19 protein-coding genes are annotated in these 24,340 nt (G+C 70.5%); 9 read left to right on the top strand and 10 right to left on the bottom strand.

The window, feature by feature from the left end:
• Positions 1-249: 249 nt before the first annotated feature.
• Positions 250-1,323: an NYN domain-containing protein gene (locus VJN29_RS16315; protein ID WP_324144692.1), complete on the bottom strand. Its 1,074-nt coding sequence runs from the start codon at positions 1,321-1,323 to the stop codon at positions 250-252.
• Positions 1,324-1,501: 178 nt separating this feature from the next.
• On the opposite strand from VJN29_RS16315, the gene VJN29_RS16320 reads away from it, so the two are divergent.
• Entirely contained in the window at positions 1,502-1,849 is a 348-nt protein-coding gene (locus tag VJN29_RS16320; RefSeq protein WP_324144693.1) for a hypothetical protein, read from the top strand.
• 52 nt (positions 1,850-1,901) lie between these two features.
• Here VJN29_RS16320 and VJN29_RS16325 read toward each other — a convergent pair whose 3' ends face one another.
• Positions 1,902-5,606 carry a 5'-nucleotidase C-terminal domain-containing protein gene (locus tag VJN29_RS16325; protein ID WP_324144694.1) on the bottom strand — a complete coding sequence of 1,235 codons (3,705 nt, stop codon included), beginning with the start codon at positions 5,604-5,606 and terminating at the stop codon, positions 1,902-1,904.
• A 294-nt stretch (positions 5,607-5,900) separates the two neighbouring features.
• Here VJN29_RS16325 and VJN29_RS16330 point away from each other — a divergent pair, with 294 nt between their 5' ends.
• Positions 5,901-6,869, top strand: coding sequence for an NAD-dependent epimerase/dehydratase family protein (locus VJN29_RS16330; RefSeq protein WP_324144695.1), 969 nt, complete (start codon positions 5,901-5,903; stop codon positions 6,867-6,869).
• A gap of 159 nt (positions 6,870-7,028) precedes the next feature.
• Here the strand turns inward: VJN29_RS16330 and rocD are convergent, their stop codons facing one another.
• Positions 7,029-8,243, bottom strand: a complete 1,215-nt coding sequence (rocD, locus tag VJN29_RS16335; RefSeq protein ID WP_324144696.1) for an ornithine--oxo-acid transaminase — start codon at positions 8,241-8,243, stop codon at positions 7,029-7,031.
• Between the two features lie 184 nt (positions 8,244-8,427).
• Between rocD and VJN29_RS16340 the strand changes: the two genes are divergently transcribed.
• The 4 genes from VJN29_RS16340 (at position 8,428) to VJN29_RS16355 (ending at position 13,416) form a co-directional block, all read left to right on the top strand.
• Positions 8,428-9,813, top strand: coding sequence for a cyclic 2,3-diphosphoglycerate synthase (locus VJN29_RS16340; RefSeq protein WP_324144697.1), 1,386 nt, complete (start codon positions 8,428-8,430; stop codon positions 9,811-9,813).
• 45 nt (positions 9,814-9,858) lie between these two features.
• Positions 9,859-11,448, top strand: a complete 1,590-nt coding sequence (locus VJN29_RS16345; RefSeq protein ID WP_324144698.1) for a DUF4389 domain-containing protein — start codon at positions 9,859-9,861, stop codon at positions 11,446-11,448.
• Entirely contained in the window at positions 11,445-11,891 is a 447-nt protein-coding gene (locus tag VJN29_RS16350) for a hypothetical protein (RefSeq protein WP_324144699.1), read from the top strand. The genes VJN29_RS16345 and VJN29_RS16350 overlap by 4 nt, the downstream gene beginning before the upstream one ends.
• Positions 11,892-12,156: 265 nt before the next feature.
• Complete coding sequence (locus tag VJN29_RS16355) at positions 12,157-13,416, top strand: helix-turn-helix domain-containing protein (protein WP_324144700.1); 1,260 nt, start codon at positions 12,157-12,159, stop codon at positions 13,414-13,416.
• Positions 13,417-13,431: 15 nt separating this feature from the next.
• On the opposite strand, the gene surE is transcribed toward VJN29_RS16355, so the two are convergent.
• The 5 genes from surE to VJN29_RS16380 form a co-directional block, all read right to left on the bottom strand.
• Positions 13,432-14,268, bottom strand: a complete 837-nt coding sequence (gene surE / locus VJN29_RS16360) for a 5'/3'-nucleotidase SurE (RefSeq protein WP_324144701.1) — start codon at positions 14,266-14,268, stop codon at positions 13,432-13,434.
• Positions 14,265-15,224, bottom strand: a complete 960-nt coding sequence (locus VJN29_RS16365; RefSeq protein WP_324144702.1) for a 1-phosphofructokinase family hexose kinase — start codon at positions 15,222-15,224, stop codon at positions 14,265-14,267. The genes surE and VJN29_RS16365 overlap by 4 nt, the downstream gene beginning before the upstream one ends.
• A gap of 128 nt (positions 15,225-15,352) precedes the next feature.
• Positions 15,353-16,282 carry a serine/threonine-protein kinase gene (locus VJN29_RS16370; protein WP_324144703.1) on the bottom strand — a complete coding sequence of 310 codons (930 nt, stop codon included), beginning with the start codon at positions 16,280-16,282 and terminating at the stop codon, positions 15,353-15,355.
• 280 nt (positions 16,283-16,562) lie between these two features.
• The gene (locus tag VJN29_RS16375) at positions 16,563-17,003 is read right to left on the bottom strand and encodes an antitoxin (protein ID WP_324144704.1); all 441 of its coding nucleotides are present in this window, start codon (positions 17,001-17,003) and stop codon (positions 16,563-16,565) included.
• Positions 17,004-17,261: 258 nt separating this feature from the next.
• Positions 17,262-18,440, bottom strand: a complete 1,179-nt coding sequence (locus tag VJN29_RS16380; RefSeq protein WP_324144705.1) for an acyl-CoA dehydrogenase family protein — start codon at positions 18,438-18,440, stop codon at positions 17,262-17,264.
• A 105-nt stretch (positions 18,441-18,545) separates the two neighbouring features.
• Between VJN29_RS16380 and VJN29_RS16385 the strand changes: the two genes are divergently transcribed.
• Positions 18,546-19,181: a TetR/AcrR family transcriptional regulator gene (locus VJN29_RS16385; protein ID WP_324144706.1), complete on the top strand. Its 636-nt coding sequence runs from the start codon at positions 18,546-18,548 to the stop codon at positions 19,179-19,181.
• Between the two features lie 23 nt (positions 19,182-19,204).
• Complete coding sequence (locus tag VJN29_RS16390) at positions 19,205-19,984, top strand: inositol monophosphatase (protein WP_324144707.1); 780 nt, start codon at positions 19,205-19,207, stop codon at positions 19,982-19,984.
• A 52-nt stretch (positions 19,985-20,036) separates the two neighbouring features.
• Here the strand turns inward: VJN29_RS16390 and VJN29_RS16395 are convergent, their stop codons facing one another.
• Together VJN29_RS16395 and VJN29_RS16400 are read right to left on the bottom strand one after the other, a co-directional pair.
• The gene (locus VJN29_RS16395) at positions 20,037-22,217 is read right to left on the bottom strand and encodes an ATP-dependent DNA ligase (RefSeq protein WP_324144708.1); all 2,181 of its coding nucleotides are present in this window, start codon (positions 22,215-22,217) and stop codon (positions 20,037-20,039) included.
• A gap of 105 nt (positions 22,218-22,322) precedes the next feature.
• The gene (locus VJN29_RS16400; protein WP_324144709.1) at positions 22,323-23,138 is read right to left on the bottom strand and encodes a UbiA family prenyltransferase; all 816 of its coding nucleotides are present in this window, start codon (positions 23,136-23,138) and stop codon (positions 22,323-22,325) included.
• A gap of 119 nt (positions 23,139-23,257) precedes the next feature.
• On the opposite strand from VJN29_RS16400, the gene VJN29_RS16405 reads away from it, so the two are divergent.
• Positions 23,258-24,340 (top strand): type III polyketide synthase, encoded by a 1,083-nt coding sequence (locus VJN29_RS16405; protein ID WP_324144710.1) that lies wholly within the window; start codon positions 23,258-23,260, stop codon positions 24,338-24,340.

Below are 24,340 nucleotides of genomic sequence, written 5' to 3' on the forward strand. Positions count from 1 at the left end.
TGTGCACTTCGCGCCGGGAGGCCGCGGCTGCCTCGAAGGCCGAGCCGTCCACGGATATCCGGAGTCACTCGATCGAAGGGGCCCCGCGCGAGTGCACACTCGACCCGGAAGGGGCCCGGCGCGAAGTGCACACTCGACCCAGAGGGGGCCCGGCGCGAAGTGCACACTCGACCCGGAAGGGGCCCGGCGCGAAGTGCACACTCGACCCGGTAGCGAGCCCAGCGGCATACGGCCGGGTGGTGGTCCGCGTCAGCGGCCGAGCTCGTCCATCGCGTCCCAGAACTGCTCACGCAGGCGGTAGCGCAGCTCGTCGGGGATGTCGTAGACGTCGAGGCGTGCGGACAGGTCCGTCAGCAGGGTCCGGTCGAGGTCGCTCGGGATGAACGGGCGCTCGCTCAGGACCCGCCTGCGGTCCTCGTCCGTCGCCGTGGCCCGCCAGGCGGTGACGACGCCGCGGCACACCTCGTCGATCATCTCGATCATTGCCGGGGAGAGGGTATGGAACCGGTTCACGGGATGCTCGCGGCTGCTCGACCACGCCACCTTGCTGCCGGAGGTGCTGCCCGCGGTCCCGCCGCCGGTGCCGACGGGCTGCGGTCTGGTGCGGGCGAGGATCGCGGGAGTGGGAACGGTTTCGTGGGAGGAGGCGGCATCCTGGCGCTTCGCCGCCGGTGACGAGGAGCTGTCCCCGGCCGCCGGACGAGGGCCGGGAAGCGGGACGACCACACCGGCCGCCTCCGGCGACAGCTCGGCGACGGCATCCGGCTGGAGCTGTCGCGGACGCACCGTCTCGTCGATCGTCGCCGGGTCGACGAGCTCGAGGCCATCGGACTCGCGGATGAGGTGGTTCGAGACGGCGTGGGGACGGCCAGAGGGGTCTGGGACGGCGAGGATGACGACCTGGGAGCCGTGGCTCTGGGCCTCCTCCACTGCTTCGGAGAGGTCGTCGTCGCCCGAGACGAGGTACATGGTGTCCACCACGTGGTTGCGTCCGTGGGCGGCAAGGTCGAGGCCGATCCGTAGGTCCACGCCCTTCTGCTCACCGTGCGGCGACGTCCGGCCGAGACGCAGCTTGACCCGCGGCAGCATCCCGACCGTCTCCTGCGTGGCATCAGGCGCGCCGCCGGGCCGGTTCCCCGAGTCGTACCAGTTGAGTCGCAGCAGCGGCAGCCCGCTCAGCTGCTCCGCCTGCTCGATGAGGCGCTGGACGAGATCGGGGTAGGAGATGACGACGCTGCCGCGCAGACTGGTCCCGGTGACGCGGGTGGCGGCGGCCGCGAGGAGGTAGCCGGCATCGACGTAGAGGGCACAGTTGGACCGCATGCTCCAGCCTCCCATGAACCGGTCCGACCGGGACCACGCAAGGTGGCCTCACTGTCGTGCCTGCCCTTGGTGGGTAGGAGTGACAGGTCTCACCCCTGTGGGTTCAACTGCCGCACAACTTGTTTCGTACAATGCAAGCGGGAGCCGCATTTCTCCCACGTCGCTGAAGGAGCGTGCCATGAACGCCGAAGCCAGCCACACCCTCATGAACCGCGTCCGCCTCGAGGGCGGTGCCAACCAGGACGACCTCCGGTTCATCGAGCGGGCCCTCGCCCAGCTCTTCACCCAGCTGTCGCGATTCGACCCCGAGATGGTCGACATCGGCGTGCGGTTCAAGGATCGCGGCCAGCCCGGTATGCGGACCTCGCTCGAGCTGCACGTCCAGGGACTGCCGGCCATGGTCGGCGTCTCGGACCTGACGGACACGAAGGCGGCCCTCAACGACGCCGAGGCCAAGGTGCTGTCGCAGCTGCGCTCCAACGTCACCAGGCGAGCTGACCACCACCCGCGCCGCCCCAACGAGTAGACGTCGCTGGGCGCTCGCCCTCATCCGAGGGCTGGGCGCCCAGGCACTGTGGTCACGGTCCGGTGATCCTCCCCTCGACGACCGGGTTGACCGGCGAGTTCGCGGTGACGTGGTCGACGGCGATCTGCATCAGGTCGTCACCCGGCTGCTGGACGTCTGTCCCACCGGCGAGCGCCGTGTAGCCGTCGCCGCCGCCGTACATGAAGTCGTTCGTCACGAGGCGGATGGTGTCGGTGGGCGTGATGGCCGTTTCCGAGCCGCCGATCCCGTCGGGGGTCTTCCACATTCCCGTGACGACCGGCGTCGTGCCGTTGCAGCTGAACGTCAGCCTCAAACCGGACACCTGCGGGAAGCGACCCGTCGCGATGGCCGGGTTGCAGAACGGCGAGAACCCGTTGAGCAGGGCCTGCTCGAGCTGGGCACCCGTCAGCGTGAGGATCGTCGTGCGGTTGCCGAACGGCAGCACCGCGAACATCTCACCCCACGTGATCTCGCACGGCTGCTCGTTGGCGCTCGGCGGCGAGCACACGAGGTCCTGACGCAGTCCGCCCGAGTTGGTCAGGGCGGCCTCCACGCTCGGGTACTTCAGGCGCATCGCGTCCGTCACCATGTTGCCCATCTCGGACTCGAACAGCCGAGACGGGGCTCGCAGGATGTCGTTGGCCTGGGTGCCGATCACCTGGTTGCGCAGGACAGCCGTCTCGGCGTTCGCCTCGGCGACGATGGCCTGCACATCTGGCCGGGGTGCCACGCCGAGCGTCTTCGCCACCCGGGTCGCCCCGCCGGCCCACGCGACGTCGCCACCCTGCACCATGAGCTGCAGCACGGAGTAGCTCGCGCCGGCGTTGATCCCCTCGGTGATCAGGATCTTGCCGCGCATGAGGTTGGACACCCGGTGCGTGTGGCCGACGACCATGGCATCCACGGTCGTGTCCTGGAGCTGGTCGGCGATCGCGATGATCGGGCCGTCCCAGGGCACGCCCGGCGACGTCCCCACCGGGTTGGCGCCGTTGGCCGTGCCCTCGTGGATGACGACGACCTGGACCCGGACTCCAAGGTCCGCCAGTCGCTTGGACTCCGCTGCGATCCGCGGCGCCTCAGGCAGGAAGGTCAGTCCGGCGGTCGCGCCCGCGGACACCAGCTCCGGCGTCGTCGACAGGCCTGCCCCGATGACGCCGACCTTGGTGCCGTTCACGTCGAACACGACCGACGGCGTCACCCAGCTCGGGGCCACGCCGGTCGCGGTGTCCACGATGTTCGTCGCGAGGAACGGGAAGTCTGCCCGCGCCTGCTGTTCGAGCAGCCGCGCGACCCCGTAGTCGAACTCGTGGTTGCCGTAGGACGTCGCGTCCAGGCCCCACGCGTTCTCGACGTCGATGGCCGGCATGTCCTGGAGCAGAGCCGAGTTGGGCGGCGAGGCGCCGACGTTGTCGCCGCCGGCGAGGATGAGGCTGCCGCGGGGCAGTGATGCCAGCTCCTCGTCGAACATCGTCGCGAGCCGTGCTGCCCCACCGACGTTGACGTTGATCCCGAAGTCGTAGGCCCGCGTCGTCGGCTCGAGCTGGCCGTGGAAGTCGTTCAGCCCGATGATCGAGATCGGCTGGTACGCCGGACCGCCCTTGACGACGTCGAGCAGCACCCGGCCCTGGCTGTGCTGCGGCTCCGGGATGCCGAGCATGAAGGCAAGCGTCGGCGCGAGGTCGATCGCCCGTGCGGAAACAGTGCCCTTGGCGACCCCGGTGCCACCGGCGATGAAGGTCGCGCGCATGTTGATGTTGGCGGCGAGGTTCTGCAGGTCAGGCACGTAGCCGTGCTGCCCGAAGAAATGCGACGCGCTGACGACCGTGCCCGGCGTCGCCGCGTCGAACTGGTAGGGCGGGTACGAGAAGACGACCAGGTCACCGGTGCGCGTCGGGTGGGCCATGTCGGCCGTCGACCCGGGCCCGTTCGGGATGTAGCGGGACTCGGCCTTGGTGAAGGCTCGGTCGATGACCTGCCAGCCCTCGGCCTTGCCGTCGTGAGTCCAGTCGTTCGGGTCCTGGAGGGCCAGGAAGGCGGCCTTGATCGCCGCGACCGTCGCAGCCTCATCGGCCGCGGCGACCTGCTGGAGGCCGCCACCCGCGGGATCGCGTCCGGCCAGGTTGAGATAGACCTGCACCGTTCCGCCGGCCCAGCAGGCCTTCGCCTTGCCGATCGTCTCTCCGGCTGCCGGGCGGCAGTTGGAGGTCTGTGGTCGGGACAGGAGGCCGAGGTCGACGAGCACCTTGCTCGCGTCGATGGCGAGGAACTGGGGCGCGAAGCCGTGGTCGGAGCCGACGAAGGTCGTCGGGTCATCCCCGACCAGGCCGCGCGCCAGGGCGAGTGTCTGGTCGGACTCGGCGTACGCATCGCGCAGGAAGCCCTCACGCGCCGCGACGCGGCCATCGGCCACGCCGTTCAGGTCGACGTCGTCGTAGGCCGGGTTCGGCTGGCCGTTGGGCAGCCTCGGGGACACCAGCCCGAGGAACTGGTGCTGGAACTCGTCCGTCGTCGGCATGCCGACGAGGAGGAGGTCCGGACGGTGGGTCTTCGCGACGTACTCGAGCATCGGCCAGTGACCGGTGGACCAGTACAGGCCCTGCTCGACGTAGGTCTCCTCGCTCGTGACGCCGGCCTCGAGGATGGCGAAGTCGGCGGCGGTCGCGATCGGGAACGTCTGGGCCAGGTACTCGTCGAAGTCGCCGGTGAAACCGGGCTCGCCCGGCCAGCTCGGCCAGCTCGCGATGGCACGGCTCACCGATGTGTGGAAGAGCCGGACCCGGGACAGGTCCGCCGAGAGCTCCTCGACCCGGACGAGCATGCCGGCGGTCTTGCCGTCGAGCGCGCCACCGGTGATCGTCACCTTGACGTCGCCCCACTCGCCCTCGGCGAGGTCGGCGACGGGGTCGACGCCGCTCTTGGTCGTCGAGAAGAGGACGCGGTCGTAGTTCGTCATCGAGTCGTCCGTGCTGTCGTACAGGTAGGCGTTGAGCCCGTACTTGTCCACGCCGAAGTCGAGGACGCGCAGCCGCATCTCCATGGCCGGGCTGTAGGACGTCGGGACGTCGGTCCAGCCGCTCGCCGGGGCCGGCTCAGCGCCGGCGAAGGGCGCCTGGCCGGCGTACCCGGCGGGGTGGTCGAACTGCAGCCCGAACGCAGCGATGAAGCCGGCGTCATCGAACAGCTCGTCGCCTGCGCTGCCGATGAAGTTCGTCGCGACGCCGCGACCCGAGTGGAAGGTCTGGAAGTCGATGGTCGGCCCGTTGATGAGGGCGTTGCGCCCGCCGGCCCAGTCGACCTGCGCCACCTTGAGACCACCGCGCTCGGCAGCCTGGGCAATCGACTCGGCCTGCAGGACGCCGGCGTCGAAGGCGGTCGTCCGGTTGGCGAAGGTGTCGCCGTTCTTGTGGAAGGTGTTGTTCGTCGAGCCGTGGACGCCTGGCCAGGCGCCCGTCGCGAGCGTGTACCAGCCGGCTCCGGTGTTCGGCGGCGCTTGGGTGAGCATGCCGTTGCCGCTCGCCTTGGTGCCCTTCTTGAGGAAGTCGCGCATGGTCGGCATGAGCCCCAGCGCGGCGTACTTCTCGACGAGATCCTGGCGCAGGCCGTCCGACGCGAAGAAGACCGCCTTCTCGGACGGGGCGGGCCTCGCGTCAGCGGCCGTTGCGGCTGCGGGTCCAGCCGGCGCCGCAGGGGCCGGCGACGCACTGGGTGCGACGGCGGGAACCAAGAGCAGGGACACTGCGGCGACCATCGCTGTCGTGACAGCCGGGCGCCTTCCAATTCGGGACAACCGGGACACGCGACTCTCCTCCATCCCCGAGGTGGGTGGGAGCGGCGTCACCAACCGCAGACGACGGCAACGCTGCCGGCCCTCCTGACCTGTCCACGATAGGGGCGCCGCCCGTCCAGCGGGGGAGTTCTGCGAAAGCCGTTCGGCGCGCTCGGCGCGAGATGCTCTCGTCGACCTCGAGGGCCCTGATCGGTTCTCGTCCTCGTTGACACCGGGCCGGCGTCAGATCCGACAATGGCGTCCATGCGCTGTGCACTGACCGGGGCGACCGGGTTCGTCGGCGGCGAGCTGGCGCGTCAGCTCATCGACGCCGGTCACGAGGTGGTCGCCCTCGTGCGGTCCCCGGCCCGCGCCATCCAGCTCGACGCCATCGGGGTCGACCTCGTGGAGGGCAATCTCGACGACAGCGGCGCGCTGGACCGGCTCCTGGCGGGCGCGGACGGGCTCTTCCACGTGGCTGGCTGGTACCGGCTCGGTCAGCGCGATCCGGCGCCGGGCCAGCGAGACAACGTCGACGGGACGCGCAACGTCCTGGCCGCTGCCCAGCGCGCCGGGACAGCGCGGGTCGTCTACACGAGCACGCTGGCCGTCAACTCCGACACGGGCGGTCGCTTCCTCGACGAGAGCCACCAGCACCACGGGGGCCACATCTCGGCGTACGACCGCACCAAGGCCGAGGCGCACATCGTGGCAAAGGAGTTCGCGGCAGCGGGGCTCCCGGTCGTCATCGTCATGCCCGGCGCCATCTACGGCCCCGGCGACACGTCGCAGACCGGCGAGCTCATCAAGCAGGTCGTCGCGGGCAAGCGACCCGCGGTTCCGGCCGGCGGTGGTCGGCTCACCTGGGCCCATGTCAACGACATCGCTCGGGGGCACATCCTCGCGATGGAGCATGGCGTCCCGGGGGAGAGCTACATGCTCGCAGGGGAACCCGCGACGCTGGAGAAGCTCCTGAAGCAGGTCGCCGCTTCGGCCGGGACCAAGGGGCCGGTCCTGGTACCGGCCGGGTTGCTGCGTGGGGCCGAGCGGATCATGACCCCCCTTGCCCGGGTGGTGCCGCTTCCCCCGATGTATCACCCGGAGTCGCTGCGTGCCGCGCTGGCTGACTACCTCGGCACGCGGGCCAAGGCCGAGCGCGACCTCGGCTGGCACCCGCGCCCCCTCACCGAGGGGCTGGCCCAGACCGTGGCCGCCCTTCGCGAGAACTATTGAGACACAAACGCATTGGCCGTATGCCGTTGAGCTCGCTACCGTGCGCACGCGGACTCAGGCGCCCACCCGGCAACACACCCGTTTCCAGACTGCGCGCCCCTGTGGCAGCGCGACCGGGCCGTCGATGGGCGGGTGTGTTTCCGAGGGAGCGGTGTGGACTCAGCGGAGGACGCGGCCGAGGGTGTCGACGAGCAGCTCGACATCGGGCTCTTCGACCACGAGCGGTGGTGCGAGGCGGATGGTCGAGCCGTGGGTGTCCTTCGCGAGGACGCCTTCCACGAGCAGCCGCTCGCAGACCTCCCGACCGGACGCCACCGCGGGATCCATGTCGACGCCGGCCCACAGACCGCGGACCCGGACCCGGTCGACACCGTGACCGACGAGCGACTCGAGGCCATCCTCCAGGACCTTGCCGAGCCGGGCCGCTCGCTCCTGGTACTCACCGGTGGCGAGGAGACCGACGACCGCGCGGCCGACGGCCGCGGCGAGCGGGTTGCCACCGAACGTGGACCCGTGGCTGCCGGGCGTGATGACCCCGAGGACGTCGGCGTCGGCGACGATCGCCGACACGGGGACGATGCCGCCGCCGAGCGCCTTGCCGAGGATGTAGATGTCCGGAACGACGTCCTCGATGTCACAGGCGAAGGTCGTCCCGGTGCGCCCCAGGCCGGACTGGATCTCGTCCGCGAGCATGAGGATCCCCTCGCGCTGCGTCAGGTCGCGAACCTGGCGCAGGTAGCCGGGCGGCGGGAGGACGACACCGCCCTCGCCCTGGATCGGCTCGAGCAGGACGGCGACAGTTTCGTCGGTGATCGCGGCCTCGATGGCGTCGATGTCGCCGTAGGGCACGAGGTCGAAGCCCGGCGTGTACGGTCCGTAGTGGTCGTGCGCCACCGGGTCGTCGGAGAAGCTGACGATCGTCGTGGTCCGGCCGTGGAAGTTGCCCCGCATGACGACGATGCGCGCTCGGCCGTCCGGCACTCCCTTGACGAGGTAGCCCCAACGGCGGGCCGTCTTGATCGCCGTCTCGACGGCCTCGGCGCCGGTGTTCATCGGCAGGACGAGATCCTTGCCGGCCAGCTCGGCGAGGTCGCGGCAGAAGGGTGCGAGCTGGTCGCTGTGGAAGGCGCGGCTCGTCAGGGTCAGGCGCGCCAGCTGCTGCTCCGCCGCGGAGACGAGGATCGGGTGGAGGTGGCCGAAGTTCAGCGCCGAGTAGCCGGCCAGGGCATCGAGGTAGCGCCGGCCGGACACGTCCATCACCCAGGCGCCTTCGGCGCTCGCGATGACGACGGGCAGCGGGTCGTAGTTGCGGGCCACCCACTGCTCGGCCAGGGACAGGTGCTCCTCGTGGGCGTTCAGGTCGACGGTCTCCATGGCCCCAGCGTTCCCCGGACCGGTCCGATGAACAAGGGCTTTGGCCACACCCGCGGGGTGAGGCGCCTCTCAAGCCACCGAATCGCGTTCACCGGCGCATACACTGGCGTCGGCGGGTGGCCGAGGCCAGGACTACCCAGTCCGGGTGTGTCGGTCCGTCGGCGACCGCAGCCGGAGGTTCGTCGTGAGCACCGATGGGCAGGCTGTACGCAAGGTTGTCATCCTGGGGGCCGCTGGCCGCGACTTCCACAACTTCAACGTCGTCTTCCGGGACGACCCGCGGCACCGGGTCGTCGCGTTCACTGCGACGCAGATCCCGGACATCGAGGGGCGCACCTATCCGCCGGAGCTCGCCGGCGACCTCTACCCCGACGGGATCCCGATCGTGGAGGAGGACGAGCTGACTGACCTCATCCGTCGTGAGGCGGCCGATGTCGCCGTCTTCGCCTACTCGGACGTACCCCACGAGCAGGTCATGCACCTCGGCTCACGCTGCATCGCGGCGGGTGCGGACTTCTGGCTGCAGAGCGCCAGGAGCACCATGTTGCGGAGCAGCCGGCCGGTGATCGCGGTGACGGCAGTGCGCACCGGCGTCGGCAAGAGCCAGACGACGCGGTACCTGTCGCGGATCCTGCGCGACCTGGACCAGACGGTCGTGGCGATCCGCCACCCGATGCCCTACGGCAACCTCGCCGCGCAGGCCTGCCAACGGTTCGAGACGCATGCCGACCTCGATCGCCACGAGACGACCATCGAGGAGCGGGAGGAGTACGAGCCCCACATCGACAACGGCTTCGTCGTGTTCGCCGGCGTCGACTACGAGCAGATCATCCGGGCGGCCGAGCAGGAGGCGGGCGTCATCCTCTGGGACGGCGGCAACAACGACCTGCCGTTCTACGAGCCCGACCTGCACATCGTGCTCGTCGACCCGCTCCGGCCCGGCCACGAGGACACCTACCACCCCGGCGAGGCCAACCTGCTCATGGCGCACGTCGTCGTCGTCAACAAGTGCGACAGCGCTCGACCGGAGGACATCGAGGCGGTCGAGCACACGGTGCGGCGGGTCAACCCGCGCGCCACGGTGATTCGCGCCGACAGCCCGGTGACGATCGACGATGTCGGCGTCGTGGCGGGCAAGCGGGTCATCTGCATCGAGGACGGTCCGACACTGACGCACGGCTCGATGACCTACGGCGCGGCGGTCGTCGGTGCCCGTGCTGCGGGTGCCGAGGAGATCGTCGACCCCAGCCCGTATGCCGTCGGGTCGCTGGCGTACACCTACGCGAAATACCCCAACGCCGAGGGGATCCTGCCTGCCATGGGCTATGGCGAAGCGCAGGTGCGCGACCTCGAGGCCACCATCGAGGCGACGATCGCGGCGACCGGTGCGGATGCCGTCGTCTCGGGCACGCCCATCGACCTGGGGCGGATCCTGAGCGTGAGCAAGCCGCTCGTCCGGGCCCGTTACGAGCTGCGCGAGCACACTCCCGGCGGGCTCGAAGCGGCGGTGCGTGACGTGCTCTCCCGACCTGTGACTGTTGGATCACAGACGGAGGCCGCCGCACGCTGACGGCGTATCGTCAGGACTGTCAAGGGGTTCTTCCTGGGGGTCATCATGCGACCACGTCACGTCGTATCTCTGGTCATCGGCATCCTTCTCCTGGCCCCGGCGCTGGGGCTGCTCATCGGCGGGGCCGCCATCGGGGTCTATGAGCTTGCCGCCCGCAACGACAACGGGTGGCACGCGGTGGACATCGACCGACTGCAGTCCGAGGGCGCCGCGGTGACGACGGGGGAGTCCGTCATCGACTTCCGCGGGCCTGCTGGCCTCGTCGACTGGATCGACCTGGACTTCAGGTTCCGGGCCACCCCGGTTGGCGGGCAGGAGGCCTTCGTCGGGGTCGCACCGACGGATGCGCTCAACGGCTATCTCGGCGACGTCGCGCGAGACGAGGCCGTCATCGTCAACTGGAACGGGACCGTGCGCTACCGTCACGTCCCCGGCACGTCCGCCGCGGTCGACCCGCCCGCCTCGCAGGACTTCTGGGTCGCGCAGGCCACCGGACCCGGCACGCAGGAGCTGACCTGGACGCCTGACACAGGACGCTGGTCGGCCGCCTTCCTCAACGCCTCCGGTGAGCCGGGCGTCGCGATGAACGTCCAGGCCGCCGTCCGCTCGGGCGCGCTGCTCGGCATCGCCATCGCGCTCGTCGTGGCCGGACTGGTGCTGGCGGTCATCGGGACCATCCTTGTCGTCCATGCCGTCTCGAACCGGACGCCGTCGCCAGGCATGCCCTACGGCGGCAGCCCCACGCCGCTTGCGAGCGCCGCACCACCGCCCTTCAGTGCGGCACCACCGCCTGTCGGTGCCGCGCCACCGACTGTCGGTGCGGCCCCGCCGCCTGTCGTCCGGGCTGACGCCACCATCGACGCGGCCAGGCCCCACCCGCTCGTGCTCGAGGCCCGCCTTGCCCCGGACCTGTCCAGATGGCTGTGGCTGGTCAAGTGGTTCCTCGCCATCCCGCACTTCATCGTGCTGTTCTTCCTGTGGTGCGCCCTCATGGTCACGACGATCATCGCGTGGTTCGCGATCCTGTTCACGGCGCGCTACCCACGCAGCCTCTTCGACTTCAACGTCGGCGTCCTGCGGTGGAGCTGGCGGGTCGCGCACTACTGCGGGACCGGTGGCCTGGGCACGGACCGCTATCCGCCGTTCACGCTCGATGCGCTGCCGGACGACGACACGCGGCTCACGGTCGACTACCCGGAGCGCCTCTCGCGTGGCCTGATCTTCGTCAAGTGGCTACTGCTGCTGCCGCACTGGATCATCATCGCCCTCATCGCCGGGACCCAGTCCCGGACGGATGAGAACGGTGTGCAGGTCGGCGGCTGGCCGGGCATCCTCGCGCTGATCACCCTGGTCGCCGGCGTGGTGCTCCTCTTCAACGGCGCCCCCAACCGTGGGCTCTTCGACGTCATCGTCGGCCTCAACCGGTGGACCTACCGGGTCGGGGTGTATGCGCTGCTCATGACAGACGTGTACCCGCCCTTCCGTTACGACGGCGGTGGCTCGGAGCGCTGGGTCCACACGCCGCCCGCCCCCGGGGCGCCGCCCATCGAGGCGGCTCCACCGGGCCCGGGGGCGGTGCTCCCGCCGCCGAGTCCGCCGACGGAGCCGCCACGCCAGGAGCAGGTGCAGTCATGACGACGCACATCACTCAGCACGGCCCGACCGTCGCTGGCAGGCGCGCCGGCTACGTGGTGGCCATGACGGTCAACCTCGTTCTGCTCTTCCTGGTCAACGTGGCCCCGGGCTGGCAGGCGGTTCCCTTCCTCACCGAGAGCACGACCGAGGTGCTCCTGCTCGTGAATCTCTCGATGGCTGCCGCGGTGGCCGCCAATGCGGTCTACTCGGTGTTCGACCCGGCATGGATGCGGGCGCTCGGCGACGCGGTGACCACGTCGGTGGGACTCGCTTCACTGGTCCGGGTCTGGCAGGTCTTCCCGTTCGACTTCGACACCACCTCGGTGCCATGGGACGTGGTCGCGCGCTGGGTGATCGGGCTTGGCATCTTCGGGTGCGTCGTCGCGATCATCGTGGCGCTCGTGCGGTTGACCCGGGCCTTGGCGGATGTGGCGGACCGCTAGGAGAGCGACCGCTGCAGGCCGCGCGCCGCCTGGTCCGGTACGAAGGCGCGCAAAACCCACCCCCGGGGGCCCGCGACCGGTGGAGGTCGGCCACGGGACCCGCCTCGATGCCGCCCCGCACCGATGGGCGTGTCATCTCGCCGCCACCTCGTCCCGGCTCAACATGACCCGCCGACGTCATCGAAGTGGAACGCGTCCCATCGTCCTCCCTCCGGTCTCCTCCGCGTACTGGGACATGGCCTAGTCTTTCGCGCGGGAGGTTGTGATGGATCACAGTCCGGGTGCGCCACTGTCCTGGCGTCAGTCTTCGGTTGCCCTCCACGGGAAGCCCCTGCCCGAGGCCTTGGAGCAGCACCGCGACGAACTGGCCGCGGCGATGCTGGGGCGGCTTCGAGCCGACCTCCCGAGCTACGCCCGGTTGGCGCAATCGGAGCCCGAGGACCAGGTCGTCGACATGGCCCGGCAGTTCCTCGGCTACTACATCGAAGCCTTCCGCAGTCGAGAGCTGCCCACCCAGGAGATGCTCGCCCCGGTCCGGAGCGCTGCGGAGCGGCGGGCCACCGGCGGCGTCCCGATGGAGGAGGTGATGTCCGCCTTCCACCTGGCTGCGGGAACCGTCACCGAGGAGGTCGCGCGGCTGGCAGGTACCGGCGGCGCTGGAGCCGCCATCGCCGTCCAGTCCTTCGGGTTCGACCTCATGCGGATCGTCGCCCTCGCCGTGGCGACCGGTTACACGAGCGAGCGGCAGTCGATCCTCGGCGAGGAGCTCGCCGCCCGCCAGACGCTCGTCGCGGACCTGCTCGACGGCAGCGCGACCGATGAGTCGGCCCTTCGCGCCGGCGTCCGGCTGCCCGCTGCCTACATCGTCACCGCCGTCTCGCTCGGGGACCGGGACCTGCCGGAGGACGACGAGCGGGTGCGCCGCGCCATCCGGCGCATCCGGCACGAGGCGACCCGCATCATTGACGAGCCCGTGCTCTGGGCGTCACCTCGCTCGGGTTGGATCGCCTTCGTCCCCCACCCGGCCGGCACGGACTGGGTGTCGATGGACGACCGGGTCTGGTTGGCCGTGTCGCACCGGGAGGTGCAGGCGGTGGTCGACCTGCCCATCTACACCGGGTGGGCGGCGGCCACCCCACAGGACGTGCCCGAGGCGGCCAGGTTGGCGAGGGACGTGTGTGACGTGGTACGGGCAACCCACCGACCTCCCGGGATCTACTCCCTGGACGATGTCCTCGTGGACTACCAGCTGATGCGACCCAGTGCGGCGCGCAATCGGTTCAAGGAGCTGCTCACCCCCTTGGTCGGCCGCCCGGAGCTGCTTCAGACCCTGCGCACCTACCTCGAGACCGGGCGGGACCGCAGGCGGACTGCCCAGCTGCTGCACCTGCATCCGAACAGCGTCGACAACCGGCTCCGACGCTGCGCCGACCTCTCTGGCCTCGACGCGACCGACGCCGAGGAGGCCATCGTGGTCCGGGCGGCCCTGCTCGCATGGCCCGCCAACGAGCTGAACCAGCCGTGAGCACCAGCGATCCAGTCATCGGCCCCTTTCGGAGCCGCTCGGCTGAGCGGCCGCGTCCTCGATCGGCAGGCCGGACAGGTCCATCCTCACCGCCTCGCACGGCGCGGCCAGCGCGGTGATCGTCGCCCAGCCCTCCTTGACGAGAGCCGCATCCGTCTCGGCCTCGTACTCCGCGTCGATGTGCGAGAACGTGATCGTCGCGTAGCCCTTGCCGATCTCGCCGACCTCGGCCTGCACCGCACCGAACTCCGCGAGACTCGCCTGACGCAACCCGCGCAGCTCGGCCAGGGGCACGTCCGGCACGTTGACGTTGAGGACGAGGCTCGGCGCCACCTCACGCTGAAGCACCCAGTCGAGCACCTGGGCGGCCACGCCCGCCGCGGTGCCGAACTGGGTCGGACGGCTCCCCGCGAGCGAGACGGCGATGCCCGGGCAGGAGAGCGTCGCGCCCGTCAGCGTTGCGCCGACCGTGCCCGAGTGGAGGATCGCGTGACCGGTGTTCGGCCCGAGGTTGATGCCCGAGAGAATCAGCCCGGGCTCGGGGCCGAATGCTCCAGCCATGGCAGCCATGACGATGAAGGCCGGACTCGCCTCGACGCCGAGTACCTGCTCGACGCCCTCGACGTGCGTCTCGGACTCGTGGATGATCAACCGGCTGTCCGCCTGGAGCGCGGTCAGGGACGCGCTCGCACCGCTGCGCTCCTCGTGGGGCGCGGCAATGACGACCTCCAGCCCCGCGTGGACGGCAACCGCGGCGAGCGCGTGCAGGCCCGGGCTGTGCACCCCGTCGTCGTTCGTCACCAGTGCCCGCATCTCGGTCGTCTCCTTCGCGTCGTCGGTCCGTTTGGTCAAGGTGCCGGTGGGCTGGGCACCGGTTCGAGCCTCACGGCGGAGACGAGGCTGCCGATCGAGCGGCGGTCGCCAGTCGCCAGGCCATGTCGGCTCACCGTGACCGCACCGGCGGCGACGCCGAGCTGCACCGCTTCGGTGAGCGGCCGGCGCCGGGCGATCCCCGCCGTGATCCCCGCCGTCATGGAGTCCCCGGCGCCACGGTGGTCTGCAGGGCTCAGCCGTGGACCGTGGGCCCAGTGGACCTTCCCCTCGAGCAGCGCGATCGACGCCTCGCCGCCTCGCGAGATGACGACGTGCTCAGCCCCGTCCTCCCTCAGCCGGCACGCCGCCGCCACGGCGTCCTCGGCTGTGGCGTCGTCCCCCAGGCGGCCATGGGCGCGCAGCTCGTCCTCGCTGACCTTGAGCACCGTCACGCCGCCGGCAAGGGCTGCCGTGAGCGCTTCGCCGGCCAGGTCCGCGACGACCGATGCGCCGAGCTCCCGGCAGTCACCCGCCAACCGACGGTACGTGTCGGCGGGAACGGCCGCCGGGTCTCGGGGACCGGTCAGGACGGCCGCGCTCGCTCCGGTGCTCTCCCCCAGGAACAAGCCGTACAGCTCGTCGAGCACGTGTCGGCCGAGCGGTGCCGGGGCCATGGCCACCCACTCCTCCCGCTTCCCGGAGCGCCGGTCGTTGATGTACGCGCCGCACGAGCCCGGGCTGTCCACCGCGGCCAGCTCGATGCCCTCGTCGCGCGCGAGCCCGGACAGGACCACGCCGGTCTCGCCGCCGATGGCCGCGCAGAGCACCGCGTCGACGCCCAGCTCGTACAGCATGCGCGCGACCCAGACCCCCTGTCCCCCTGCATGGAGGTGGACGTCGGGAGCTCCGTTCAAGGACTCGACGACGATGGTGAGCACGGGAGTCGGGTCGAAGACGGCGACTCGCGGCCGCTCACTCGTCGTGGGCGTGGTCACACATGGCGCGTGCCCGATCCCGCGCGGGCCAAACGACGCCAGCGACCCACGGGAGATGCCGTATGCCTCTGAGCCGGCTCAGCGGCATACGGCACAGTGAGTGCCCCTCCGCCTCGGGAAGGACGGGGTCAGCGGTCCGCCGGGGACGGCATGCCCTGCGTCGGCACCTGGTCTGGCTCCGGCGCCTGGTCGGGCGCTCCCACGAGCGTCTGGGCAAGGCCGAGCGCTAGCCCAGCGACCTCCTGGTCGCCGAGACCGAGGCGGACCGCCACGGCGGCTGCGTTGGGTGGCCGGTCGGCCGGGTTCTTCTGCAGGCAGTCCTGGATCACCTGGTCGAGGTCGTCGGGGACGTCGTCCGGTAGCTCGGGCGGCTCCTCGTTGACGTGGCTCAGGGCCGTGGCGATGGGCGTCCCGCGGTCGAAGGGTCGGCTGCCCGAGAGCATCTCGTGGCCCACGACGCCGAGCGCGTAGAGGTCGCTGGAACCGGTGGCGGGCTGGCCCATGGCCTGCTCCGGGCTGATGTAGTTCGGCGTGCCGAGCATCTCGCCGTGCTGGGTGTGCCCGGACGCGTCGAGGGCGCGCGCGATGCCGAAGTCGGTCAGCTTCACGACGCCGTCCGGCCGCACGAGGATGTTGGCCGGCTTGACGTCGCGGTGGATGACGCGGGCCTCGTGGGCAACCGCCAGCGCGAGGGCGGCCTGCCCGAGGATGGACCGGACCTCGGCCGCCGGCAGCGGCGCACGCTCGCGGAGGATGGCCGAGAGCGGCTCGCCCGCGACGAGCTCCATGACGAGGAAGGCGAGGCCGTCGTCCTCGCCGTAGTCGAACACCGTGGCGATGTTGTTGTGGTTCAGACCCGCGGAGTGGACGGCCTCGTCGCGGAAGCGCAGGGCGAAGAGCTTCTCGTGCTTGGAGTCGGGTCGCATGATCTTGATCGCGACCGGGCGCTTGAGGACCTCGTCGTTCCCGGCCCAGACGTCGGCCATGCCGCCCGAGGCGATGCGGCTCTCGAGCCGGTACCGGTCGCCGAGGACGAATCCCTCGTGGAGTCGGTTCATGTCACGGGCACCCGTGGCCTTTCGGACGGAAGGTGCACGTCGTTTGACATCTCAGGGGCCTTCGTCAGCAGGGATCATACGCGAGCGCTTCCGGTGGATGGGCCTTCAGCGCCCAGCCTCGGGAGGGTGCCCACCCCCGGACTCGTACCCACCTCGCCTGCCGCCAACCCACCTTCGGTCAGGGCGATATGCGGAGTTTGGTGGTGTCCCGTGCCAGCCGAACGGCCGCGCCCTTCCCTCCGGGCGACTCGCGTCGCCACCGCGAGGACCACTCCGAGAACTACTCCGAGGACTGCGACGGGGACGACGGGCGGGACTGGGACGGGGACGACGGGCGGGACTGGGTCGGGGACTGCGACGGGGACCCCGACGGTGCGCCGTCGTCGAAGGCCGAGAACGTGTCGTCGGGCACGGGCGGCGTGCTCGCCTCCGGCTTCGGCTTCGGCTGCGGCTTCTGCTCGACGAGCTTGTCGATCCCCTTGTCGACCGTCGCGCGCACCTTCGTGACCGTGTCGGCGTGCTTGCCGCCGGTCTTCTGCTCGATCGTCTCGGCGGCCTTGTCGAGGGCGCCGTCGACCTTCTCGCGGTTCTCCGCCGCATAGCCGGCGGCGAGACCGACCGCGGCCTTGAGGACCTCGATGACGGCGTCGCCGAAGTCCTTCGCCTTGCCCTGGAGGTTGACCTCGTCGGCCTTGTGCTTCATCTGCTCACCGAACGTCACGTTTGTCTCCTTACCCCGTGGGTGGACTGCTACTCGGTGAACGGCCGCCCCGTGCCCGGCGTTCCCGATGACGTCTCCCGGCCGCCACCGCCGCCAGATAGGGACCGTGGTCCCGGCTTGGTGGCGTCGGCGCCGATTCTGCCGCCAGATGGGGACCATGGTCCTGAGCTGGCGGTGGCGGGGTCGCTCTTCCCGCCAGCTGGGGACCCGGGCGCCGATCTGGCGTCGCGCCTCGTCGGCGGGAGCGGCTGCTTGCGGTCAGCGGAACGCCGCCTCGCCGGTGAGCGCCTGGCCGATGACGAGCTGGTGGACCTCGGACGTGCCCTCGTAGGTGAGGACCGACTCGAGGTTGTTGGCGTGCCGCAGGACCGGGTACTCGAGCGTGATCCCGGCTGCGCCGAGGATCGTCCGGCACTCGCGCGCGATGGCGATCGCCTCGCGCACGTTGTTGAGCTTGCCGAGGCTCACCTGGTTGGACTGGAGGCGGCCCTCGTCCTTGAGCCTGCCGAGGTGGAGGGCGAGCAGCATGCCCTTGCCCAGCTCGAGGGCCATGTCGGCCAGCTTGGCCTGGGTGAGCTGGTAGGCGGCGAGTGACCGGTCGAAGATCTCGCGCTCCTGCGCGTAGCCGATGGCGGTCTCGAGGCAGTCGCGGGCCGCGCCCAGGGAGCCGAAGATGATGCCGTAGCGGGCCTCGTTGAGGCAGGAGAGCGGACCGGACAGCCCGGCGGCCTCGGGAAGCACGGCGGAGGCCGGCAGGCGGACCTCGTCGAGGACGAGCTCGCTCGTCACCGAGGCACGCAGCGAGAGCTTCTTCTTGATCTCGGGCGCGGAGAACCCGGGCGTATCAGTGGGGACGACGAAGCCGCGGATGCGGTCGTCGGTCTGGGCCCAGACGACGGCCACGTCGGCGATCGAGCCGTTGGTGATCCACATCTTGGTGCCGGTGAGGACCCAGTCGTCACCGTCACGCCGGGCCCGGGTGCGCATGCCGGCCGGGTTGGAGCCGAAGTCCGGCTCGGTGAGACCGAAGCAGCCGATCGCCTCGCCGGCTGCCATCCGGGGTAGCCACTCCTGCTTCTGCTCCTCGGAACCGTGCTTCCAGATCGCGAACATGGCGAGCGAGCCCTGGACCGAGACGAGCGACCGGATGCCGGAGTCGCCGGCCTCGAGCTCCATGCAGGCCAGGCCGTACGCGGTCGCGCTCGTGCCGGCGCACCCGTAGCCCTCGAGGTGCATCCCGAGCACTCCCAGCCCGCCGAGCTCCCGGGCCAGCTCGTGCACCGGCAGCGCGCCATCCTCGAACCACTGGCCGATCTCGGGCTTGATCTTGTTGTCGACGAAGTGTCGGACGGTGTCGCGGATGGCACGGTCGTCCTCGCTGATGAGGTGGTCCGTGTCGAACAGGCGAAGCGGCGCGGTGGCCAGGTGACGTGCCATGGGTTCGTCTCTCGTCTCGTGGGCCGCGGTGTCGATCCGGAAGCCCTTACCTAACAGTGTTTGGATGTTAACCTAACGCTGTTAGTTTGGACAAGAGGGAGGGCCATGCCGCGGCCGCGTACGCCATTGCTCAGCCGGGAGCGCATCCGTGACGTCGCGCTCGAGCTCATCGACGACCACGGTCTCTCAGCGCTCTCGATGCGCCGCCTCGCCGACGCCCTCGGAGTCCAGGCGGCGTCGCTCTACACCCACTACGCGACCAAGGACGACGTCCTCGACGCCGTCGCCAACAAGCTCATCGCGGAGGTCGACACGAGCGGGTTCGAGCTGGGATGGCGCCAGGGACTGCTGACGTGGGCCCGCTCCTACCATGCCGCGCTCACCGCCCATCCCAACGCCGCGCCGATCATCGCCTCGGGGACCCAGCGCCGGGACGAGTTCCTCGCCATGGCCAACGCCGTCCACGGCGGACTCGTCGGCGCCGGCTGGCCGGCCCGACGGGCCACGGAGATCTCCGGGGCCGTCAAGTACCTCGTCATCGGGGCTGCGTCCACGCCGTTCGCCTCCGGGTTCGCCGACGACGTACAGGTCTACCTCGACCGCTACCCGCACCTCACGCAGGCCCACCGGCTGCGCTCGGACGCCGCCCGGATCGACCAGGACAGCTTCGAGCTCGGCCTCCGGGCCCTGGTGCGCGGTCTGGAGCCCGGCCCCGGCGCGTCCGCGTCGAGTGTGCCGTAGATCCCGCCGGATAGGTTGTGGCTGTGGACACCGACGCCGTGCTGGCACTGCTCAAGAATGTGGCCGAGGAGGTCATCAACCCCCGGTTCCGGGCGCTGGCGACCGGTGACATCCACGAGAAGAACCCCGGAGACCTCGTCACGGTGGCGGACCACGAGGCGGAGGTCCTCATCACCAAGGCGCTCAACGCCGCCTACCCCGATGCGCTCGTCCTCGGTGAGGAGGCCCATGCCGCAAAGGGGCTGCTCCTCCAGGCCTACTCGTCCGCGCCGCACGCCTTCACCGTCGACCCGGTCGACGGCACGAAGAACTTCGTGCACGGATCGCCGGACCATGCCGTCATGGTGGGCGAGGTCCGGGACGGGGTCGGCGTGCGCGGCTGGATCTGGCAGCCGCAGCACGGCCTCGCCTACGTCGCCGAGCGCGGCGCAGGCGCATTCCGCAACGGCGAGCGCCTGCACCGGAGCGCCCCGGACGGCGCCGGACTGGCCGGCCGGACCTCGCGCCGCAAGTGGCTCGGCAAGGCCCTGGGCGACCTGTCGCCGCTCACCCTGACGTGGGTCTCCTGCGGCATCGACTACCCCAAGCTCGTCGAGGGCGAGACCGACTACCTGCTCTACGGCTCGACCCGGCCGTGGGACCACGTTCCCGGCTCGCTCATCGTCCATGAGGCGGGAGGTCGCGTCGGGCGGACGGACGGCCAACCCTACGTCGCGAGCGACATCGCGGCCCCCGGCCTGGTGGCCGCCGCCAGCCCAGCGGCATACGACCTCGTGGTTGAGGCGTTCAACGGCACACCATGATGCCGTATGCCGCTGAGCTGGCTTGCGCTGCAAGCCTGCTCAGGTGGGTGGCTCACTCGCGCCCCGCGGAGAGCACGTCGGCCAGGTCATAGCTGACCGGCTCCTCGAGCTGGTCGAAGGTGCACGACTCGGGAGTGCGGTCGTCGCGCCACCGGACGAACTGGGCCGTGTGGCGGAAACGGGTGCCCTCCATGTGGTCGTAGCGGACCTCGACGACCCGCTCGGGCCGCAGCGGCGTGAAGGAGAGGTCCTTCTGGTTGTTCCACCGCGAGAACTCGGAGGATCGCGGCGTGCGCACCCCCTCCTCCGGCTTGGCCCAGTTCCACGGATGGTCGTCCCACTCGGCGACGAGGGGCTGCAGCTCCTCGTAGAGCTCGCGGCGCCGGGCCATCGGCAAGGCGCCGATGACGCCGACGCTGGCGAGGTTGCCCTCGGCGTCGTAGAGGCCGAGGAGGAGCGAGCCGATCGCCTCGGCATCGGTCTTGTGCGTGCGGTAGCCAGCGACGACGCAGTCGGCCGTGCGCTCGTGCTTGATCTTGAACATGAGCCGCTTGTCCGGTTCATAGCGCACGTCGACCGGCTTGGCGATGACGCCGTCCAGGCCGGCGCCCTCGAACTGCTCGAACCAGTCCTTGGCCTCGGCCCGGTCCGACGTCATCGCGGTGAGGTGGATCGGAGCCTCTGCCCTGGCGAGCGCGCGCTCCAGCGCGGCCCGGCGCTCGCTGAAGGGACGGTCGGTGAAGTCCTCGTCACCGAGCGCGAGCAGGTCGAAGGCGACGAAGCTCGCCGGCGTCTCGACGGACAGCTTGCGCACTCGCGACGCGGCCGGGTGAATGCGCTGCTGGAGCAGGTCGAAGTCGAGACGGTTGCCGTCCGCCGGGTCGATGAGGATGATCTCGCCGTCGATGACGGCCCGCTCGGGGAAGCTGGCCTTGACGGCCTCGACGATGTCCGGGAAGTACCGGGTCATCGGCTTCTCGTTGCGACTGCCGATCTCGACCTCGTCCCCCGAGCGGAAGATGATCGAGCGGAAGCCGTCCCACTTGGGCTCGTACACGACCTCGCCCTTGACGGCGCCGAAGTCCTTGACCGCCTTGGCCAGCATCGGCGGGACCGGGGGCGGCACGGGGCCCCAGAGCTCACGCAGCTCGGCGTCGCGCTCGGCCTTGGGCGCCATGTACTCGTCGTCGGACTTGTCCTGTCGGCGCTTGCTCGGCTGGACGCGTGGCGGCTCGCCTGGCATCTTCGGGTAGTCGGGCGGAAAGTTCAGCTCGCCGAGGCCACGCTCGACGTCCTTGTCCCACAAGGCAATGGCGCTGGCGACATCACCCACCGCGTCGTCGATTCCGGCCCAGGCATCACCGCGGTCGGCCACCAGCCCGGGAACGGTGCGGATCGTCAGCGCTCGCGGGTCGGTGTCGCGGAGCTCCTCCCACGTCACCGGCGTGGAGACGGGGGCCCCGGGCAGCGGTCGCGGCGAGTACGCCGACGCGATGGTCCGATCACGGCACGCCTGGTTGAAGTCGACGAAGATGCGCTCGCCCCGCTCCTCCTTCCACCACGACGTCGTCACGAGGTCGGGCAGGCGTCGCTCCAGCTCGCGGGCGATGCCGATGACACCGTGCCTGACATCGAGGAACTCGTGGGTCGGCGCGATGCGGGCATAGACGTGGACGCCGCGGTTGCCCGACGTCTTCGCCCACGCTGTCAGGCCGGTCTCGGCCATGACCTCGCGCAGGGCGAACGCGGCCTCGACCGCGTCGCGGAAGTCGCGTCCCGGCTGGGGGTCGAGGTCGATCCGCAGCTCGTCCGGGTTGTCGACGTTCGCCGTGCGCACCGGCCAGGGGTGGAAGGTGATGGCGTTCATCTGCACGGCCCACATCGCGCTCGCGACCTCGTCGAAGACGAGCTGCAGGTGCTTGCGCCCGGACGGGTAGGTGCACATCACCGTGCGCGTGAACTCGGGCACGCCCTTGGGCGGGTTCTTGCTGAAGAACTCCTCGCCCTCGATGCCCTCCGGGAAGCGCTGGAGCGTGACGGGTCGGTCGCCGAGAGCGCGCAGGAGCGGATCACCCACTGCCAGAAGGTAGTTGGCGAGGTCAAGCTTGGTGACCGGCTCACCGTCAGCCATTCCCTGTGCGGGCCAGAGCACCCGGTCAGGGCTGGAGATCCGCACGTCGCGGACCGTGCGGTCTGGGCCGGGGACCTCGAGTACCGCTGGCTTGGCGCTCACGGCTCGATCGTATGCCGCTGTGCTCGCTCCCAGCGAAGACATACTCCCGCTCCTCGCGCCGTTCCCGTCGAGCGCCTTCTCGTCGAGCGAGCGCGGTCCGACGGACTACCAGGAGGCTGAGCGCACGACGAGGCTCACGACGTTGAGGAGCGCGATGCCGATGGCGGCCAGGAAAGGGACGCGCCCCCTGGCAGTGACCGCGACGGCCGCCAGGACGGTGCAACCAGCGAGGAGGATGGCGGAGGTCGGGTCGAGCCCGGGTCCCACGGCGGCGACAACCGAGCCGGCCAGGAGGACGGCGGGTGCGACGACGCGCACGACCGGTGCGCCGAGTCTGTGGGGGAGGCCGTGCACGCCCGTCTCGGCGTCGTCGGCGAGGTCCGGCAGTGCATTGAGGAAGTGCGCGCCGACGCCGAGCAGCCCACCCGTCACCATCACCCACCAGGGTGGCCACTCGGGCGTCGGCAGGGCGAGGGTGACGACGGCCGGCAGGATCGCGAAGGCCACGGCGTAGGGAAGCGGTGAGAAGGCCGTGTGCTTGAACCAGAGGTTGTAGGCCCAGCCGGACGCGACACCGAGCACGAGATGGACCGTCCCGGCAGCGATCCCGCAGGCGAGCGAGAGGACGACGCAGGCGGCGAGGGCGCTGATCGTCGCGATCCGCACCGTGCCCTCGGTGACGTCGCCGCGCGCGATCGGCTTGTCAGGGCGGGAGACAGCCCGGTCACGTGAGGCGTCGATGAGGTCGTTCGACCAGCCGATCGAGAGCTGGCCGGCGAAAACGGCCGCTGTGACGAGCAGTCCGCGGGGCAGCGTGTGTCCGGCGGAGGCGGCGAGCAGCGCGGTGAAGGCCGTGACCGCCACCGTGGGGCCCGGGTGGCAGGACAGCGCCAGACCGCGGATGGCCCCGACTGTCGACACGAGTCGAGCGTAGGGCTCGGCTCACGGAACCGCCGGCACGCGGGTGAGAGGTCGTCGAGCTGGATGGGTGGACGACGCCACGATCTTGCTCCGGACGCTCCGCCGCATAGGCTGACGGCGTGAGCCACCTAGCGGCTGTCCAGGGCGTCGTGCCGGAGCACACCTATGCGCAGGCGGAGATCACGGCAGCGTTCGCCGGCGTGCTCGGCGCGACGGGGTCCGACCGAGTGGTGCTCGAGCGCCTCCACGCCAATGCCGGTGTGAGCCAGCGGCACCTCGCCCTGCCACTCGAGCGCTACTGGCAGCTCGCCGACTTCGGTGAGGCCAACGACGAGTTCATCCGCGTGGCCACTCAGCTCGGCGCCCATGCCGTGAGCAAGGCCCTCGCCGCTGCCGGGGTCGGTCCCGCAGACGTGGACCTCATCGTCTCCACGACGATCACCGGACTCGCCGTCCCGTCGATCGAGGCGCGGATCGCGGGTGAGATCGGCCTCCGTGATGACGTCAAGCGCGTGCCGCTCGTCGGTCTCGGGTGCGTCGCCGGCGCCGCTGGAGTCGCGAGAGTCCACGACTACCTTCTCGGCCACCCGGACGATGTCGCCGTCCTGCTCTCCGTCGAGCTCTGCAGTCTCACCGTGCAGCGCGACGACGCATCGATGGCGAACCTCGTGGCCAGCGGCCTCTTCGGTGACGGCGCCGCCGCGGTCGTCATGGTGGGGGCGCGGAGAGCGGCCGACCGAGGTCCGGGCCTGGCCGCCGACCAGCCGCGGGTCGTGGCCACGCGCAGCAGGCTGTACGCCGACACCGAGCGGGCCATGGGCTGGGACGTCGGAGCGACGGGGCTGCGTATCGTCCTGGGCGTCGAGGTCCCAGACCTCGTCCGCACCAACGTCCGGGGTGACGTGGACCGGTTCCTCGGCGACCACGGACTGACCCGCGCGGACATCGGCTGGTGGGTGGCCCATCCGGGTGGCCCGAAGGTGCTCGAGGCGATGGAGGAGGCGCTCGAGGTCGACCGGGACGCCCTCGTCGTCACCTGGCGCTCCCTCGACCGGATCGGCAACCTCAGCTCGGCGTCGGTCCTCCATGTCCTCGCCGACACCATGCGCGACCGCACTCCGGCGGCGGGCAGCTGGGGACTCCTCCTCGCCATGGGACCCGGCTTCTGCCTCGAGCTCGTGCTGCTGCGCATGGCGGACTGA

This window comes from Intrasporangium sp. (genome assembly GCF_035280925.1).
Lineage (GTDB): Bacteria > Actinomycetota > Actinomycetes > Actinomycetales > Dermatophilaceae > Intrasporangium.

What these genes read in the sequence shown, in the direction of transcription:
- VJN29_RS16315 (WP_324144692.1), bottom strand. Translation starts at nt 1,323, where the DNA reads ATGCGGTCCAACTGTGCCCTCTACGTCGATGCCGGCTACCTCCTCGCG.
- VJN29_RS16320 (WP_324144693.1), top strand. Translation starts at nt 1,502, where the DNA reads ATGAACGCCGAAGCCAGCCACACCCTCATGAACCGCGTCCGCCTCGAG.
- VJN29_RS16330 (WP_324144695.1), top strand. Translation starts at nt 5,901, where the DNA reads ATGCGCTGTGCACTGACCGGGGCGACCGGGTTCGTCGGCGGCGAGCTG.
- rocD (WP_324144696.1), bottom strand. Translation starts at nt 8,243, where the DNA reads ATGGAGACCGTCGACCTGAACGCCCACGAGGAGCACCTGTCCCTGGCC.
- VJN29_RS16345 (WP_324144698.1), top strand. Translation starts at nt 9,859, where the DNA reads ATGCGACCACGTCACGTCGTATCTCTGGTCATCGGCATCCTTCTCCTG.
- VJN29_RS16350 (WP_324144699.1), top strand. Translation starts at nt 11,445, where the DNA reads ATGACGACGCACATCACTCAGCACGGCCCGACCGTCGCTGGCAGGCGC.
- VJN29_RS16355 (WP_324144700.1), top strand. Translation starts at nt 12,157, where the DNA reads ATGGATCACAGTCCGGGTGCGCCACTGTCCTGGCGTCAGTCTTCGGTT.
- VJN29_RS16370 (WP_324144703.1), bottom strand. Translation starts at nt 16,282, where the DNA reads ATGAACCGACTCCACGAGGGATTCGTCCTCGGCGACCGGTACCGGCTC.
- VJN29_RS16380 (WP_324144705.1), bottom strand. Translation starts at nt 18,440, where the DNA reads ATGGCACGTCACCTGGCCACCGCGCCGCTTCGCCTGTTCGACACGGAC.
- VJN29_RS16385 (WP_324144706.1), top strand. Translation starts at nt 18,546, where the DNA reads ATGCCGCGGCCGCGTACGCCATTGCTCAGCCGGGAGCGCATCCGTGAC.